Source organism: Pseudoalteromonas sp. OFAV1, from assembly GCF_021532595.1.
Classification (GTDB): domain Bacteria; phylum Pseudomonadota; class Gammaproteobacteria; order Enterobacterales; family Alteromonadaceae; genus Pseudoalteromonas; species Pseudoalteromonas lipolytica_C.
The window spans coordinates 1-17,768 of the sequence record NZ_JAKGBG010000051.1 but is presented as its reverse complement, the minus strand read 5'-3'; the positions used below and the strand labels follow the sequence as shown (position 1 = coordinate 17,768).

11 protein-coding genes and 2 pseudogenes are annotated in these 17,768 nt (G+C 42.1%); 6 read left to right on the top strand and 7 right to left on the bottom strand.

The window, feature by feature from the left end:
* Window positions 1–699: 699 nt before the first annotated feature.
* Complete coding sequence (locus L1267_RS19965; protein ID WP_199526123.1) at window positions 700–2,301, bottom strand: isocitrate lyase; 1,602 nt, start codon at window positions 2,299–2,301, stop codon at window positions 700–702.
* Between the two features lie 229 nt (window positions 2,302–2,530).
* Here L1267_RS19965 and L1267_RS19960 point away from each other — a divergent pair, with 229 nt between their 5' ends.
* Entirely contained in the window at window positions 2,531–4,705 is a 2,175-nt protein-coding gene (locus tag L1267_RS19960; protein ID WP_206769079.1) for a malate synthase G, read from the top strand.
* A gap of 197 nt (window positions 4,706–4,902) precedes the next feature.
* Here L1267_RS19960 and L1267_RS19955 read toward each other — a convergent pair whose 3' ends face one another.
* From L1267_RS19955 to L1267_RS19940, 4 genes are all read right to left on the bottom strand, one after another.
* Entirely contained in the window at window positions 4,903–5,628 is a 726-nt protein-coding gene (locus L1267_RS19955; RefSeq protein ID WP_105180590.1) for a YebC/PmpR family DNA-binding transcriptional regulator, read from the bottom strand.
* A gap of 132 nt (window positions 5,629–5,760) precedes the next feature.
* Window positions 5,761–6,378, bottom strand: a complete 618-nt coding sequence (locus L1267_RS19950) for an HAD family hydrolase (protein ID WP_135926674.1) — start codon at window positions 6,376–6,378, stop codon at window positions 5,761–5,763.
* A gap of 126 nt (window positions 6,379–6,504) precedes the next feature.
* Complete coding sequence (locus L1267_RS19945) at window positions 6,505–7,005, bottom strand: DUF6702 family protein (protein WP_199526124.1); 501 nt, start codon at window positions 7,003–7,005, stop codon at window positions 6,505–6,507.
* Window positions 7,005–9,443 carry a M1 family metallopeptidase gene (locus tag L1267_RS19940; RefSeq protein WP_138558807.1) on the bottom strand — a complete coding sequence of 813 codons (2,439 nt, stop codon included), beginning with the start codon at window positions 9,441–9,443 and terminating at the stop codon, window positions 7,005–7,007. The genes L1267_RS19945 and L1267_RS19940 overlap by 1 nt, the downstream gene beginning before the upstream one ends.
* A 363-nt stretch (window positions 9,444–9,806) precedes the next feature.
* Here L1267_RS19940 and L1267_RS19935 point away from each other — a divergent pair, with 363 nt between their 5' ends.
* From L1267_RS19935 to L1267_RS19915, 5 genes are all read left to right on the top strand, one after another.
* Window positions 9,807–10,043: a hypothetical protein gene (locus L1267_RS19935; protein ID WP_135926671.1), complete on the top strand. Its 237-nt coding sequence runs from the start codon at window positions 9,807–9,809 to the stop codon at window positions 10,041–10,043.
* A gap of 134 nt (window positions 10,044–10,177) precedes the next feature.
* Window positions 10,178–10,414, top strand: coding sequence for a hypothetical protein (locus L1267_RS19930; RefSeq protein WP_135926670.1), 237 nt, complete (start codon window positions 10,178–10,180; stop codon window positions 10,412–10,414).
* A gap of 69 nt (window positions 10,415–10,483) precedes the next feature.
* Window positions 10,484–11,716 carry an exonuclease SbcCD subunit D C-terminal domain-containing protein gene (locus L1267_RS19925; RefSeq protein ID WP_199526125.1) on the top strand — a complete coding sequence of 411 codons (1,233 nt, stop codon included), beginning with the start codon at window positions 10,484–10,486 and terminating at the stop codon, window positions 11,714–11,716.
* Window positions 11,713–15,366: an SbcC/MukB-like Walker B domain-containing protein gene (locus L1267_RS19920; RefSeq protein ID WP_235383904.1), complete on the top strand. Its 3,654-nt coding sequence runs from the start codon at window positions 11,713–11,715 to the stop codon at window positions 15,364–15,366. The genes L1267_RS19925 and L1267_RS19920 overlap by 4 nt, the downstream gene beginning before the upstream one ends.
* Window positions 15,367–15,375: 9 nt before the next feature.
* The gene (locus L1267_RS19915; protein ID WP_235383903.1) at window positions 15,376–16,038 is read left to right on the top strand and encodes a class I SAM-dependent methyltransferase; all 663 of its coding nucleotides are present in this window, start codon (window positions 15,376–15,378) and stop codon (window positions 16,036–16,038) included.
* Between the two features lie 9 nt (window positions 16,039–16,047).
* Here the strand turns inward: L1267_RS19915 and ggt are convergent.
* Both ggt and L1267_RS19905 read right to left on the bottom strand, forming a co-directional pair.
* Window positions 16,048–17,643, bottom strand: a pseudogene (gene ggt, locus L1267_RS19910) (gamma-glutamyltransferase); the annotation flags it as partial.
* Window positions 17,644–17,651: 8 nt separating this feature from the next.
* Window positions 17,652–17,768: pseudogene (locus L1267_RS19905) on the bottom strand (IS630 family transposase); the annotation flags it as partial.

Here is a 17,768-nt window from a genome sequence, read left to right as displayed (position 1 = left end):
TTTCCGAAACATTATCTAATAAAACTATAACGCGGGGCAACCCCGCTGCTACTTGCTAACTTTCTCCTTTCCAGCTTCCCCTTGTAAACCCCCTTTACAGTCAAAATGTGAGTAACTCCTTACATACCTTTTTTAAATATCGGACATTAATCCAAAAGCAGTTGGTAAAAAATCGGTTTATAGACAAAATCAGTAACTTGAGTTAGTAAAAAATCGGTTTGTGCCGCTAAAAACCTAGCTTCAGTTAGTAAAATTTTGGTTTATGAGGATATTGAGTTGGTAAAAAATCGGTTTATCAATGACGTGAGTTGATAAAAATTCGGTTTATAAATCGATAGAGTTTACAAAACAGCAGTATATTGCCGTTTATATGAGCCAATTTTAGCGATTCTAGAGGCAGTAATAAGGCAACACCCCCTAAATTAAGGCTTATAAGGCGGAGCTAGTTAAATCCTGATCTAAAATTTTTAAGCTGGTAAATGCGTGATCTGTATTTTTATAAAGCTAGTAAATGGCTGATCCAAGACTTAGTTAAAGAGTGATCCGAGATGCGAGGTTCGAGATGCGAGGTGCAAGGTGAGAGATGCGAGTCTGATGGCTGACGGCTGAAAGCTGATAGCTAAAATGTGAAAAAGGGCCCGAAGGCCCCTAACAACATTATTGAATAGCTATAAAGCAATATTACATTTTACAACTTGGTTAGAACTGGTTCATAGTATTTGCTTCACCACCGGCTTTAAGCGCATTTTCACCAGAGAAGTACTCTTTATGAGTATCACCAATGTTAGAACCTGCTAGGTCTTGGTGTTTCACTGATGCTTGCTCACGGCGAATTTCTTGACGTTGTACGTCGCGAACATACGCTAGCATGCCTAGGTCGCCGAAATAGCCTTCTGATAGAATATCAGTGCTTAGCGCCGCTGTATGGTAAGTTGGTAGCGTGATTAAGTGGTGGAAAATACCCGCTTCACGTGCACCATCTTTTTGGAAGTTTTGCACAAGTACGTCTGCTGCCGCTGCAAGCTCTGTGTCATCCATTTCTGGTGCCATTAATGCCTTATTGTCATCGATGCTTGGGTAAGCTGATAAGTCTTTACCTTGCTCTTGCCACTCAGCATATACTTGCTCACGGAATTTAAGTGTCCAGTTGAACGACGGAGAGTTGTTGTATACCAGCTTAGCATTAGGTACTTGCTCTTTAACGCGGTTAACAAGCTCAGCGATTTGTTTAACGTTTGGTTTTTCTGTTTCAATCCACAGTAAGTCAGCGCCTGATTGTAAGCTAGTTACACAGTCTAGAACTACGCGGTCTTTCTCTGTGCCTTCACGGAACTGGTATAAACCATTATCTAAACGTGTTGGTTTGCAAAGCTGGCCATTAAGCTTCATTGCTGTGTCGCCCTCGTTTAAGTCATCAACACTGTTTACTGGTGTTGTTTCAAGGAACGACGTGTATTGGCTAGCAAGGTCGCCAGGTGTTTTAGATACAGGCACTTTTTGAGTAAGGCTTGCACCTAATGAGTCAGTACGAGCAACGATAATACCGTTATCAATACCCAGTTCTAAGAATGCGTAACGAACAGCGTTAATTTTTGCTAAGAAATCTTCATGCGGTACAGTTACTTTACCTGCTTGGTGACCACATTGTTTTGCGTCAGATACTTGGTTCTCGATTTGGATAGCACATGCACCCGCTTCAATCATCTTTTTAGCCAGTAGGTAAGTTGCTTCTTCGTTACCGAAACCCGCATCGATATCAGCAATAATTGGCACAACATGGCTTTCGAAGTTATCAATTTTATCTAGCACAGCTTGAACGTCACCGCCGTTTGCTTTCGCTTGGTCTAGGTCTTTATAAAGGTGGTCAAGCTCACGTGCATCTGCTTGCTTTAAGAATGTATAGATTTCTTCGATTAGCGCTGGAACAGACGTTTTTTCATGCATACTTTGGTCAGGTAATGGACCAAACTCAGAGCGAAGTGCCGCAACCATCCAGCCACTTAGGTATACATAGCTACGTTTAGTTGTTTTGTTATGACGTTTAATTGCCATCATCATTTGCTGTGCAGTGAAACCATGCCAACAACCTAATGATTGTGTGTATTGGCTGTGGTCAGCATCGTAGGCTGCCATGTCTGCACGCATAATATCTGCAGTGTATTGAGCAATGTCTAGACCCGTACGAAAACGGTTTTGTAAGCGCATACGGCTTGCGTATTCAGGGTTGATTGACTGCCACGTTTTGCCTTGTGTTTGACATAAAGTAGCTAGGTTATCGGTTTCGCGTTGATATGTTGTCATAATAAAAGTCCTTCGAACGGGTTATCTATTTTTTGTTAGTGAGAGTGGCTACTGGCGTTTGCTTCGTAGCGCTTAATTCAACATTAGGCGGATTTTTTGGATTTAGTAAATTTATAGTTGTTATTACCACTATATTTTTAGTGAATGGCAAATAGCCTGCTTATTAGCCTTTTTTACGATATGGTTGAACCATGAATGATCAAATTACGCTCGTTTAAAGGACATTATTATGACCACTCTCTCACTTAACGGTTTAAGCGTTGATCAACAACTTGCACAGTTTGTTGAACAGCAACTTCTACCAGGAACAGGCATTAGCACAGATACTTTTTGGCAAGGTTTTGCTGATATCGTCAACGAACTAACACCTATCAATCGTGCGCTTTTAGAAAAACGCGAACAACTGCAAGCTAAGATTGATGACTATCACAAGCAGCACCCTGTATGGGATGCAGCGAATTATCAAGCATTCCTTGAAGAGATTGGCTACCTCGTTCCTGAGCCAGCTAGTTTCAGCATCGAAACCGAGCAGGTTGAGCCTGAAATCGCCAGCACCGCGGGGCCGCAGCTTGTTGTGCCAGTGAGCAATGCACGCTTTGCCTTAAATGCAGCGAATGCTCGCTGGGGCTCGTTGTATGATGCGCTGTACGGCACTGATGTTTTAAGTGAAGATGACGGCGCCGAAAAAGGCTCTACATACAACCCAGTACGCGGTTTTAAAGTAATGGCTTATGCCCGCCAGTTCCTCGATAAAGCATTACCTTTAGCAAATGGTTCACACATCGAAAGCACCAGCTATGCAGTGGTAAATAATGAGCTTTTAATCACATTACGTGACAGCAGTCAGGTTCGCCTAGCTAACCCTGAACAACTTATTGGCTACCAAGGTGAAGCGCAAAATCCTAGCTCTATCTTATTGAAAAATAATGGCTTACATATAGAACTGCAAATCGACCATCATCATCCAATAGGCCAAGCAGATAAAGCAGGCCTAAAAGATGTACTACTTGAAGCAGCCCTCACAACGATTATGGACTGTGAAGATTCCGTTGCTGCCGTTGATGCCGAAGACAAAGTAAACGTCTATCAAAACTGGCTTGGTTTAATGCAAGGAAACCTAGTAGAAGCATTTAACAAAGATGGCAAAACCATTGAGCGCCGTTTAGCACAAGACCGCCAATATCAAGGTGTAAATGGCGAAACAATCACGCTTAAAGGCCGTAGCATGATGTTTGTGCGTAACGTTGGCCATTTAATGACAAATCCAGCTATCCAAGATAGTGAAGGCAATGACGTGTTTGAAGGCATTATGGATGCCATTATCACCAGCACCGCAGCGCTTCATGATTTAAAAGGCACAAGCACCCTTAAAAATTCAACGGCTAATAGCATTAACATTGTTAAACCAAAAATGCATGGCCCGGAAGAAGTGGCATTCACTAATACCCTATTTACCCGCGTTGAGCAGCTGCTAGGCTTGCCTGCAAACACCATTAAAATGGGTATTATGGATGAAGAACGCCGCACTTCAGCTAACTTAAAAGCCTGTATTTTCGAGGCTAAAAACCGTGTTGTATTCATCAATACCGGTTTCTTAGACCGTACTGGTGACGAAATTCATACTTCAATGCAAGCTGGTGTAGTATTGCCAAAAGGCGCTATTAAACTTGAGCCTTGGATCAGCGCATACGAAGACCGCAACGTTGATATTGGCTTAGCTACAGGCCTCAGTGGTAAAGCACAAATTGGTAAAGGTATGTGGCCAATGCCAGATAAAATGGCGTTAATGATGGAACAAAAAAGTGGTCACCCGAAAAGTGGTGCAAATACCGCGTGGGTACCCTCTCCTACTGCTGCAACGCTGCATGCAATGCATTATCACGATATTGATGTATTTGCTTGTCAAAAAGCGCTTATGGACCGTAAAGAAGCAAGCCTTACCAGCTTACTCACTCCACCGCTTATGAAAGATGCCAGCAGCTTAAGCAAAGAAGATATTCAAGCCGAACTTGATAACAATGCACAGGGTATTTTAGGTTATGTTGTGCGTTGGATTGACCAAGGTATTGGCTGCTCAAAAGTACCTGACATCAACCATGTTGGCTTAATGGAAGACCGTGCCACACTGCGTATTTCAAGCCAACACATGGCCAACTGGCTGTATCATGGTGTTTGTTCTGAAGAGCAAATTAGAAAAACCATGGCACGCATGGCGAAAGTCGTTGATGGCCAAAATGAAGGTGATCCTGCTTACAAAAATATGGCTGATTCAGCCGAAACCTTAGCGCAAAGCGTTGCTTATCAAGCAGCGTTAGCCCTTGTTTTAGAGGGAGTTAAACAACCTAGTGGATATACTGAACCATTATTGCATGCGTTCCGTATAAAATATAAGTCGTTAAATTAGCCACTACACAACTCTCCTTCGAGTTTCATGTGTCGTTCATAGCAGCCTAAGGGCTGCTTTTTTTTGACTAATATCAATTGAACTCATAACGACAGTGAATACTCATCATTCATGGCATAATAAAAATCTATTAAAAAAGGGGCATTTGTTACCAAATGCCCCTTTTTACATACTAATACGTACTAATTTTTTAAAAATTAGTTTTTGACAATCGCATTGTGATAAACGTTTTGCACGTCATCACAGTCATCAAGCATAGAAATAAACTTTTCAAAGTTTGCGATATCATCTGGATCTGTGATGTCTGTATGAACTTGTGGAACAAACGTGATCTCGTCTACTTCAAAGTTAATACCTTCAAATGCTTCTTCAAGGGCTGTTTTTGCTTTGTAGTACTCTGTGTGAGGAGCGAATACTGACACTTTGCCATCTTCTACTTCTACATCTGTTACGTCTACATCAGCCATCATTAGCGCTTCTAGTACCACTTCGTCGTCATCACCGGCAAAGCCTAAAACAGCTAAGTGGTCGAACATATGCGCTACACAACCCGGTGTACCAATTTTTGAATCTGTTTTAGTGAACGGTAAACGTACATCTTTGATAGTACGGTTAGGGTTATCAGTTAAACAGTCAACAATAACCATACAGTTACCAGGGCCGTAGCCTTCATAACGTGCTGGAGAATAGTCTTCCCCTGCCCCACCGGCCGCTTTTTTAATTGCGTTATCGATTACGTGTGCTGGTACTTGGTCTCGTTTCGCACGCTCAATAATACGCTTTAGCGCTTGGTTAACTTCTGGATCAGGTTCGCCATTTTTAGCAACAACGTAGATTTCTTTACCGTACTTAGAATTTACTTTAGTTTTTGCATTGGCTGTTTTAGCCATGGCGTTTTTGCGGACTTCAAATGCTCTGCCCATCTTATGCCTCTATGAATACATTTGATAATTGCCGATATTTTAGCAACTCATGAACGCTTGGGCTAGTACTAGGGCATTTTGAAAAATAAAAAACTAACAATAAATCTCAGGAAAAATAAAAAACAAGTCTATTTAACATAACATCTTATTTTCTTGAAATGACCCAACCAATTTAGGTAAGTCTGAAAAATGATGCAGTACGTAATCAGCCTGATTTGCGTATTCAGGAATTTCATCCGGAGCGTACAAACAAGCGCGCATATTTGCATTATGGGCAGCTTGAATATCAAATAAGTAATCACCAACATAAAGTAGCTCAGACTGATCAAGCTCCCATAATGTCGCAATAGCATTCAAGGCGCTTGGATCAGGCTTAGCAGGCGCATCAGAGCGAGTTAACACTGTTTCTATAGGTAAAGGGTTATTCTTTAATTTAATGGCAGCAGCACGGTCATAGTTTCGAGTAACAATTGCCATTGGGATATTGTTTTCTTTTAACCGTGTGATGGCATCTGCAACACCAGGAAGTAAATGTGAGTGCTGGGCATCTAACAATTCATGCTGATGTACTATGTTCATCGCTTCTTCACGCATATAAGGTGAAGGTAAAGAAGCGATATAAGCGAGTAAGTCTTTTTCTACAGGACAACCAACCTGTGCTTTGATTAATGAAAAATCAAGTTCAGAAGAAACCAAGGTACCATCTAAGTCGAAGATTACACCGCGTATATTGTTGTCATGGATAGTCATATAAATCCCTGTATATGAGAATTGGGAAAGTTTTGGTGCCCATTAATAAGATAGTTTACGAAATCAGTTAATTAAAGGATCAAAGGATTAAAAAAGTAAGTTTTTTAATCCTTTAGTATAAGAAAATTATGGTTCAACAGGCTCAAACCTTGCCTCAAGCCAAGTGTCATCTTGACTAAACGTAAGAGTTTTAACTTTACCTTTGCCTTCAATGTTTACCATATTAACTTGTGCTGGCCACAGGTCACGTAATGCTCCGTTGCTCATTCGAATACCATGAATTCCCTCAGGGATCGTTACTTCTTGATAAACCCAAAAGAATTTACCATCAACTTGCGCACCCACATCTTTAAGCTCAAGCGGCTTACCATCTAAAGTTTGTAGGGCAATATGTGACTCAACATAATCAGCAAAACGCTTTTGGTCGTCTTTATTACTTAAAATATCAGCATGACCGTCAAATAAGTGCTCTACCGCATGCTCAGTATCGTGTAAATAAAAGCGATGCATTAGCTCAATATTATTAGTGCGTTTATTAAAAAGTACCGTTGTTACAGACGCTTTTAACTGGTGCGCCATAGTTGGCGCACTCAGTAATAAAGCAAAAATAATGGCTGCAAAGCGCATTATTGTTGCTCCTCAGCATCTTTTTCGTCGTCTTTTTTCAGCTCAGTTTTAATATCTTGCATGATATCGCGGCTAACTTTCGCTTTACTCTTCTCACGTTTGTACACTTCAATACGTGATGGAATAATACGACGCGGATAGTTATTGTTTTCTACATCAACATCCGCAGTTTCCCAACGCGGGTCAACTGTAACAGACACTAGATTTTTACCCTTGTCAGTGACAATGAGCTTTTGAACATGCTTGTGATTACGACGCCAGATTTCAGCAGGAATGTACTGCTCTTCTTTCGTACCATCTTCATAAGTAAGCTCTAATAAGATAGGCATTACTAAACCACCTAAGTTTGAGAACTCAAGTACGTAGTAGTTTTTATCTTCTTTGATTGCACGCTCAAACGTTTTACGTTCCCAAGGTTCTAAGCCTTTTAGGAATTTGTTATACGCGTTACGCTCTTTATTAGTTACCGTGAAGCGGTCATTTTCGTCATAGAAGTCAGTTACATCTGGGTTTTCTTCAACCCACAGTTTTTTACCTTCTTCTTTATTACGTTTTACGAATAACGGCATTGGCTTATCAGCTTCGATATCGCGTAAACGATTAAAGTCGATATCTGGGTTTTTCGTATCTAGACGTAGTTGGTAAACTTTATCTAGCGAGATATCAACGTGATCTGTAGTGTAGAACCAGCCACGCCAGAACCAATCTAAATCAACACCAGACGCTTCTTCCATAGTACGGAAAAAATCAGCCGGAGTAGGGCGTTTGTACTTCCAACGCTGTGCATATTCTTTAAATGCAAAGTCGAATAACTCACGGCCAAGGATCACTTCACGTAAAATGTTAAGTGCCGCCGCAGGCTTAGTGTAAGCATTTGGGCCTAAACGCAATACGCTGTCTGACTGAGTCATCACTGGTACTTGGTTTTCTGACTTCATATACTCAACGATATCGCGAGGCTCAACTCCCCACGGAATTGTGTGGTCCCATTCACGACCTGCAACTCCATCTAAGAAACTATTTAAACCTTCATCCATCCACGTCCACTGACGTTCATCAGAGTTAACGACCATAGGGAAGTAAATATGACCAACTTCGTGGATTACAACGCCAATTAAGAAGCGCTTTTCAGCTTGTGAGTATGTACGAGTACCATCGTCTTGTAGGTCAGTTCGCGGTCCATTAAAGGTGATCATTGGGTACTCCATACCACCTACAGGGCCATTTACAGACTGAGCAACAGGGTAAGGGTAATCAAATGAGAAGCGCGAATACACTTCCATTGTATGAACGACAGCTTCAGTTGAATACTTCTTCCAAAGGTCGCCACCTTCTTTCGGGTAGAAAGACATCGCCATCACTAACGGCTGATCGTTACCACCTTGATGATAGCCTTTAGCATCCCACATAAATTTACGTGAAGAAGCCCATGCAAAGTCACGAACATTTTCAGCTTTGAAATGCCATGTTTTCGTTTTATCAGTGCCTTCTTTTTCGTTTTCTAGCGCTTCTTCTTCAGTCACGATGAAAACAGGTCGTTTAGCGTTTTCAGCTTCTTCTAAACGTTTACGCTGCGTGCTAGTCAGTACATTACGAGCATTATCAAGTTTACCGGTTGCCGATACAATGTGATCAGCTGGCACGGTGATCTCTACATCGTAGTTACCAAATTCAAGCGTAAACTCACCACTTCCTAAGAATGCTTTGTTTGTCCATGCTTCGTAGTCTGTGTATGCAGCAAGACGCGGGAACCACTGTGCTAGCAAAAAGATATCGTTACCATCTTCTTCAAAGTGCTCATAACCCGAACGAGCACCCACGGCATCTTCTTCAACAATGTTAAAGGCGAAGTCCATGCTGAACTCAACGTCTTTACCCGGTTTAAGTGGCTCATTTAGATCAATACGCATTAAGGTATCAACCACAGTTACTTTAAGCTCTTTTCCGTCTTCGTCTTTAACATTGGCGATTTGATAGCCCAGCTCATTGTCAGCCATAAACTGCTGACGACGTAACTGACCTAAGCTCAGTTTTGTCGCTTTTGGCTGAGGGTCACCTTGCAGTGTTTTACCATTGAAGGTTGATGTCATTTCTGCAATTGAGTCAGATTTAAAGATATTTTGGTCTAACTGTAACCAAAGATACTTTAATGTATGAGGTGAATTATTTTTGTACTCAATTTTCTGACTTGCCGTTAAACGACGTTTTTTCTCATCAAGCTTTACGTCGATGTCGTAGTTAACTTGTTGCTGCCAGTAATTTTCTGCAGGTGCTCCAGCGGCACTACGATAAACATTGGGAGTTGGGAGTGCTTCATCCAGTTGACGAAACTTGTCAACAAATGAACCTTTTGTTTGCTCAACTGATGATGCCATAACCGTAGACGATACAGCTAAAGGCAATACCAAAGCACTCAGCGTTAAAACTGCTTTTTTCATTGTTAATCCTGTAAATTTTGCGTGAGCGTACCTTCTCAAACTGCTAACAAAGTTGCAATAAAATAACGATAAAGTGCGGTATTTTTCAGGTAGTATTCATACTTTTAAAACTATTTATTTTTGTCCTGCCAAATAGCCTTTTAAGTACAAGTGTAAAGGGGGTTTACATTACACTTGCTCAATTTTAGTTCAGCACAAATTCATGCCAAAGTATTAATGTTAAATATAAAGGTTTTTGTTTAACTAGTTTAACTATCTAAAGAAAGATTAAATGGTCTGTTAAATGCATAAAATAGTGTGACTGAAGTGTAATAAAGATACCGTCAAATTTTGCACATAAGCTTAAAAATGAAGGGTGATTAGATGAAGTTTTATATAGTAAAGAAAGACTCTCGTTTAGCAGCCATTCCAGCTCAAGAAGCAATTCTTAACGAGTACGAAAATCGTGGTTTTGAATTTGTAGAAGTGATTGCCGCCTGTGATGAGTCAGATGCATTATCGCGCACAAACCCGGTGATAAAAAGGCCAAAAAAATGGCTGATTTACCCAACTGCCTTCATAATTTTATCCTTTGTTATATTTATTTTCGCAATAAATTAAATTTTATGGCATTTTCTATTGAAATTTACTGCCATTTATATTTAAAATCGCCCACTTTTTTGATTTTGGGGTCTGCGTAGTTCGTAATTGCGCCTCAAAATGTTTTGGTAATCAGCATAGAATTCGGTGAGCGTATGGATTTTTATATCCTAAAAAAACAACAAGAACTAATTGCAATTCCAGCGGACGAACAAAATTGTAAACAGTACCTAGATTCAGGGTATTTTTATATTGATAAAGTAGCAGCTTGTAATGAAAGTAATGCACTTAAAATATTACAAGCAAAGCAAACTAAAGCGCTTAAAGTACCATTAATTATGGCTCTACTGGCGTTACCTATGGTTGTATTTGCCTGGTATAGCTTAAGTTAGCAAGCCAGGCTGGGCATCTTGGCTCAGCTTAGGTATATTGACGCTCTTAATAAATAATAAGAGCGTTAAATGAAAGTCCTTCATACATCTGATTGGCATTTAGGCCAACAATTCTACGAGCACTCCCGATTCGATGAACATCAAGCGTTTTTAGCTTGGTTAACCGATACGCTTGTTTCAGAACAGATCGACTTACTGCTAGTTGCGGGTGACATTTATCATACGGCAACACCACCTGCCAGCGCAGAAAACCAACTCTACCAATTTATTAAAACCACCAAGCAGCATTGCCCTGACTTACACATAGTCATTATTGCTGGTAACCACGACTCAGCAAATCGAATAATGGCTGCAAAACCTTTATTAGCTCAATTTGATACGCATGTTGTTGGCCGCTTTGATAGTAACGCCCCTCATGAAGTAGTACTGCCAATCAGCACAAAAAACGGCGATGCGAATGTTGTTGCCATGCCATTTTTACGTAGCAGTGATTTAAGCAGCTATAACCGCCAACAAGAGCAGCCGTTAAGTTATAACCAAGCCGTTGCCCTTGCTTATAAAGATGCATTACAAGCCGCAAGTGAATTACCAAATGCGCCATTAATTGCGATGGGCCACTTACATGCAAAAGGCGGAGACATCTCATCAGATTCTGAACGTAACTTGGTTATTGGTGGCGAAGATGCAATATCGGCTAGCATATTTACAGATCAACCTGATTATGTCGCGCTAGGGCATCTACATAAAGCTCAAACCGTCGCCAAGAAAGACACCATTCGCTACAGTGGCACGCCAATGCCGATGTCATTTTCTGAAAGACGCTATCAGCATCAAGTTGTGATAGTTGAGCTTAGTGACTCAGGTACTACTGTAAACCCCCTTTACATTCCTAGCTTTTGTAAAGTCATGTTGCTGCCAGAAAAAGACTGTGTGCCACTAAACGAACTATGTGAGCTTATAAAACAACTCGATTTAACAGATGAAGATTTAGCGCCATACCTGCGGGTTAAATTGAGCGCCCATGACACTGACACCACTTTCAGAGAACAAATAGAACAAGCCCTTGAAGGTAAGCAAGTTAAGTTCTGTGGCATTGAAAGGGTTCGTCAACAGAGCAGCCAGCAAGACGATGAACAAACCCTATTTGAAGATGTCTCACAAATTGAAGCGCTGAACCCACACTCACTTTTAGAGCAGGCATTCGCAAATAATAAAGATATGGCAGGGCAGGCTGTACCAAAAGAGCTAGAAAGCTTATTAAGCCAAGTAATCGATGAATTGAATGCGGAGGATCTACTATGAAAATTTTAGCGATTCGTGTTCATCAACTAGCCTCTATCTTAGACGCCGAAGTCGACTTTAGCGCTTCGCCTTTAAAAGAAGCGGGGTTGTTTGCCATCACGGGTGATACCGGGGCGGGTAAAAGCACATTACTCGATGCCATTTGCTTAGCGCTTTATAACAAAACAGCAAGATTACGCGGCGATACTGGCAATAAAATTGACTTTAACGGCGACAATATCAAACTCAATGACTCGCGAAACTTATTACGCCGCGGGGCAGGGCAGGGCTTTGCCGAAGTCGACTTTATTGGCCAAGACAAACAATCATATCGCGCAAGATTAAGCTTTAGCCGAGCGCGTAATAAAGCCGATGGCAAATTACAACCCGCACAACATAGCCTCTACTCATTACCTGATGAAACCCTAATTGCTGATAGGAGTGCTGCTGGTAAAGAAATCGAGCGTATTATCGGCTTGAGCTTTGAGCAGTTCTCACGAGCAGTACTGCTTGCACAGCATGAATTTGCCGCTTTTTTAAAAGCAACTGGGGATGAGCGTGCGCAACTACTTGAATGCTTAACAGGCACCGACAAATTCAGCCGTATAGGTCAGCGAATTTTTGAGCGCCATCGTGAACAGCTGCAAGCTTTAGAGCAGTTAAAGCTAAGTTTAAGCAACTATCAGGTTTTAAGCCCTGAACAGGTCAAAACGAAACAAGCAGAGCAAACGGCTCTTGAAGCTAAGCTCACTGAGCTGCAAAAACAAATAAAACAATTTGAACAGTACCAAACTTGGTATAAGCAAGCATCTCAGCAGCAGCAACAACTAAACCAAGCTGAGCAAGCAAAGCAAGAGTTACAGCAACAAATGCACGCGCTTGCTGAAAAAGCCACTGAAGCGAAACAAGCTCAGCAATGCCTAGAAATAAAAGATAACCGCGAACGTGTGTCGACTCTTAGCGTTCAACATGAGCAACTAATTAAAAACCGTAAGCAGCTTTTAAACGTTGATCATAAAACGCTGATCAAAGACGCTGAGCAAACCCTTGAAAAGCAAACCGCACAACTAAACCAATCTAAGCAAGCACAAAAAGACGCGCAACCTATTATCAGTCAGGCCCGTGAGCTAGATAAGCAACTTGCGGTTTTAAACCAGCAAGCAGCGGCGCAAAAAGTACACGCAGAGAAAGCGAAACACCATCATCAAGAGCTGACTAATACACTAAATAGCCATAAATCCGAGCAGCAAAAACAGCTAGAGCAACAAGCGCAAATCAATGGCTATTTAGAAACACACGCACAATGGCAACCATTAGCGAAAGACTGGTCATTCTTTAAAAGTGAGTTAAGCCGCTTTAGTCAGCAACAGCACACAATTAGCCAATCACAGCAAAACGTAAAAGCTCTTCAACCTAAAATTGATGAGCAGCAAGCAGCTGCGCAGCAGTGTAAAACTCAATACCAAGCCCTTGAGCAAGAAATTAAGCGCCTAAATAAGCAAGATACCGCCTTTAAATCGAGTTTAAACACCCAATCAATGGCGGATATTGATGCGGGGCTTGAGGCGATTAAACACCTGATTGAAAAGCGCCAAGTATGGCAAACTAATCATCAGCAATTAAAAAATTGGCAAACCCAGCTAAACACATTAAGCCAAACTGAGCAGCAACTACAAACAGCATTAAAAGATGCGCAGCAAGGTGCAGAGCAAGCACAGCAGCAGGTTTCGTTTTGTGAGCAAAACTTACAGCAAGTGCAGTTAAGAGCCAGTGAAGGGGTCAGCCAGTTACGTGCCACTTTAAAAGCAGGGGAGCCGTGCGCAGTATGTGGCTCAAAAGAGCACCCGTTTATACATGAAGAAATGGTTAATGAGCAATTTAGCCAGCTTATTAACGACTTTACCAACCAGCTAACTAATGCCAAACAGCATTTAAATACTCTACACGCATTACAGCAAGCTAAAAGTAATGAGCTGGCGGCATGCAGCCAACAGATAAGCTCGTTAACTGGGCAAATCTCAGAGCTAAGCGCGCAACAACAAAGCCTCAAAGAAACCATGGCGGCTAATCGTACTGAGCTAAATGATTTAACCGAAGATCAGTTGAACGAGCGTCAGCAACAGCTAAGCTTGCAAAAACAGCAATACTACAAAACCCTCGAGCAGCAACAACAACTGCAAAACACGCTTGCAGCTAAGCAAGCTGAGTACAATCAACAAGGGCAAGCGCTACATAGCAAAGAGCAGCAATTAAATGAATTGCAGCAACAGCTAAATAATCTGCAAACTCGTTTAAATGAGCTCAATGATGAGCATCAGCAGCTCTATACCGCACTAAATCAACAGTTCGCCAGTGCACCTTGGTGGCAAGCACTCAATACACAGAACATTTCTTTAGAGAACATTGCAGAACACGTTGAGGCTTATCAAGCTTCGCTTCAAACGGCGGATGAACTTAAAACGAACTTAAAAGCCATTGAGCAGCACCTTGCACATGTAACGCCGCAGCTTAACGAAGCACATGCCTCTTTAACTCAGTACAACGAGCAACTAAGCCAAACCCAAAACGAATTAACGCAGATACAATCAAAGCGCGAGGGCTTATTTAGTAACGCGGCGATATCGGTAGATGAGTTTATAGCAGAGCTTGAAAAGGCGATAGATTCAGCGCAACAGGCACTGCAACTTGCCCAGACAAACCATAGTAATGCGGTGAAAGCGCGTGACGAACAAGCCATTCAAATCGCCAATTTTGACGAGCGTGAAAAAGAACTCGCCGCAGAGCAAGGGGCACTTAATGAGCGCTTTAGTCTGTGGTTTAACGATTTTAAAGCGCAGCACCCAAGCTTGGATGAGCAAGCCGTTAGTCAGTTATTAACGATAAGCCCCGCTGAAATTACACAAACTCTGGCAGATTATCACACCAGCGAAAGTAGCTTAAAAGACGCAGAGGCGCTTTTAAAACAACGACAACAGGCATTGGCTCAGCATCAAAATGATAAGCCAACTCTCGGTGAAGATGAGCTGCAATTACAGCTTAATCAAGTCACAGAGCAACAAGTACAAGCGAATAACGCATTATTGCAAGTTGCAACGGAGCTTAAAACCCATCAACAAAATAGCGAAGCGCTTGAAGATAAACAAAAGCAATTAGTTGAGCAGCAAAAAAGCTATGAGCACTGGCATTTACTCAATAAGGTCTTGGGGGATGCCAGCGGCAAAACCATGCGTAATTTAGCGCAAACGCAAACCTTAAAAATACTGCTGCACTACGCGAATAGTCATTTACAGACTCTAAATAAACGCTACAAATTAACAGCCATAGGGCAAACGCTCGATATCGCTATTATCGATAAAGACATGGCCGATGAGCAGCGCTCTGTTAATACATTATCTGGCGGTGAGTCATTTTTGGTGTCGTTAGCACTGGCGCTTGGGCTTGCTTCATTGTCGTCGAATAAAGTACAAATAAACTCTTTGTTTATCGACGAAGGGTTTGGTACGTTGGACAGTGAAACGTTAAGCATCGCGATGGATGCTCTTGATTCACTACAAGCACAAGGCCGCAAAGTAGGGGTTATTTCGCACGTATCAGAAATGACCGAACGCGTTGCCACGCAAGTGCATGTAGCGAAAAAACCAGGTGGTTATTCGACCATCTCAGTTATTTAAAGGATTAGCATGCCAACTTTTAATCACGAAGAAGCAAATCACTACGACGAACGCATTTTGCGCCTAGTTCCAGGTTATGAGCTATTACATCAAGCAACCGCAGCCCAATTAGCAACCACGCTGAGCGATGATGCGTGCATTTTAGTGGTTGGTGCCGGAACTGGTAAAGAAATCATCGAATTAGCGGCGCTAAAACCAAGCTGGCAGTTTATTGCTCAAGACATTTCACAAGACATGCTTGATATTGCCGAGCAACAGTTTGGCCAGCATAACATCAGCGACCGCGTGACAGTTCACTGCGGTGATATCAACAACATCGACACTCAATGTGACGCCGCACTGTGTTTACTGGTAATGCACTTTGTTGAAGATAACGGCGATAAAAAAGCGCTGTTAAAAGCGATTCACAGCAAACTTAAAAAATCGAGCAACTTATATATTGCCGATTTAATGCGCCCTGAAACCGCTTTTGAGCGCGAGTCTCAACTACAGCTCTGTACGCAGTTAGGTTTGACCGAAGTCGGCGTAGAACGCATGCGCCACAACCTAGAGCACGAGTTTTACCCATTAGACCGCATTCGTTTTTCAGAGTTAATGAATGAAACCCGCTTCAGCACCCCAAAACAGTATTTTAAAGTGCTTGGTTTTGCTGGGTATGTGGTTGGGAGTTAGCTCCCGAGCCTAATACCCCGCGGCCTGTCCGTCTTTACGGGTTTCTGATGCGCCGTAATAAACGCCGGTTTTTGGGTCTTTCAATATAGCTTGATAACCACCGTATGGGCCAACCGCGTCTTGTAAGGTGTGGCCTTTTTTCATTAACTCGCGGCGGGTTTCCATCGAAAAACCTGACTCTAAGCTAACAAAACCACCGTCTTCCATGATTTCACCGGTTGGTTGCGATGAACCTGTGTGCAGAATACGCGGTGCATCACCAGCTTCTTGTAGGTTCATGCCAAAATCAATCATGTTGATAAGTATTTGAGCATGCATTTGTGGTTGTGTGGCACCGCCCATCACGCCATAACTCATGTATGGCTTGCCATCTTTAGTGACAAACGCAGGAATAATTGTATGAAATGGTCGTTTGCCTGGCTCATATTGATTCATGTGGCCTTTTTTAAGGGCGAACATTTCGCCACGGTTTTGCAATACAAAGCCTAATTTTGCCGGTGTCATGCCTGAGCCCATGCCACGGTAATTACTTTGAATAAGCGAAACCATGTTGCCGTCTTTGTCGGCGGTCGTCATATAAATGGTATCGCCTTCTACTGGGCCTGCGTGGTCGCGTTTTGCGGCTTTGTTAGGGTCTATCAGTTTGCGTCTTTGGTCAGCATATTGCTGCGAAATAAGTGTTTGTACGGGAATGGTGTTAAACGCTGGATCGGCGTAATACTTTGCACGATCTGCAAACGCGAGTTTTTTCGCTTCAACAAAGGTGTGTACGTATTCAGGGCTATCAAAGCCCATAGCTTTGATATCGTAACCTTCAAGAATATTCAGAATTTGCTGTGCAGCAATACCTTGGCCATTTGGTGGCAATTCCCAAAGCGTATATCCTCTATAATCGGCGCTCACAGGCTTAACCCATTCACTATGGTGCGCAGCTAAATCTTCATACGATAAGTAGCCGCCGTTTTCTTTCATGTAGCGACCAATTTCTTTAGCAATATCGCCTTTGTAAAAGGCATCGCGGCCGCCTTTGGCAATTTTGCGATAGGTGTTTGCAAGGGCAGGGTTCTTAAAGATTTCACCTTTTTCAGGCATTGCCCCACCAGGCATATAAACATCTTTAAAGCCTGGATATTTACCACGAGCAGCCACACTTTTTTGCATGTAATAAGCAATCAGTTCAGACACAGGGAAGCCATTTTCAGCGTAGTCGATAGCAGGTTGGAGTAAGGCTTTCATTGGTGTTTTGCCAAACTTTTTATGTAACTCAAACCAACCATCTACTGCACCAGGTACCGACACAGGCAATGGCCCATAAGCAGGAATGTAGTCACCTTGTGCTTTTAAAGTATCAAAAGACAAGCTTTGTGGTGAACGACCAGAGGCATTTAAACCGTAAAGTTGCTTGCTTTTGTTATCCCAAACAATGGCAAATAAATCACCACCAATTCCACACCCAGTCGGTTCAACCAGACCAAGCACTGCATTTGCCGCAATAGCTGCATCAATGGCATTACCACCGTCTTTTAATACTTGTAAGCCTACTTGCGTAGCTAACGGCTGTGATGTTGCAACCATCCCTGATTGTGCGATGACTTCAGAACGACTATACCCATTCAACTTGAAGATGCAGGTTTGAGTAGCTGAAAATTATCCGTAATTCTGGATACCAGCGAACCTGCAACTTTTGGTAGGGTCACATCGAAAAATTCTTTGATTGCGGAGATAAATTC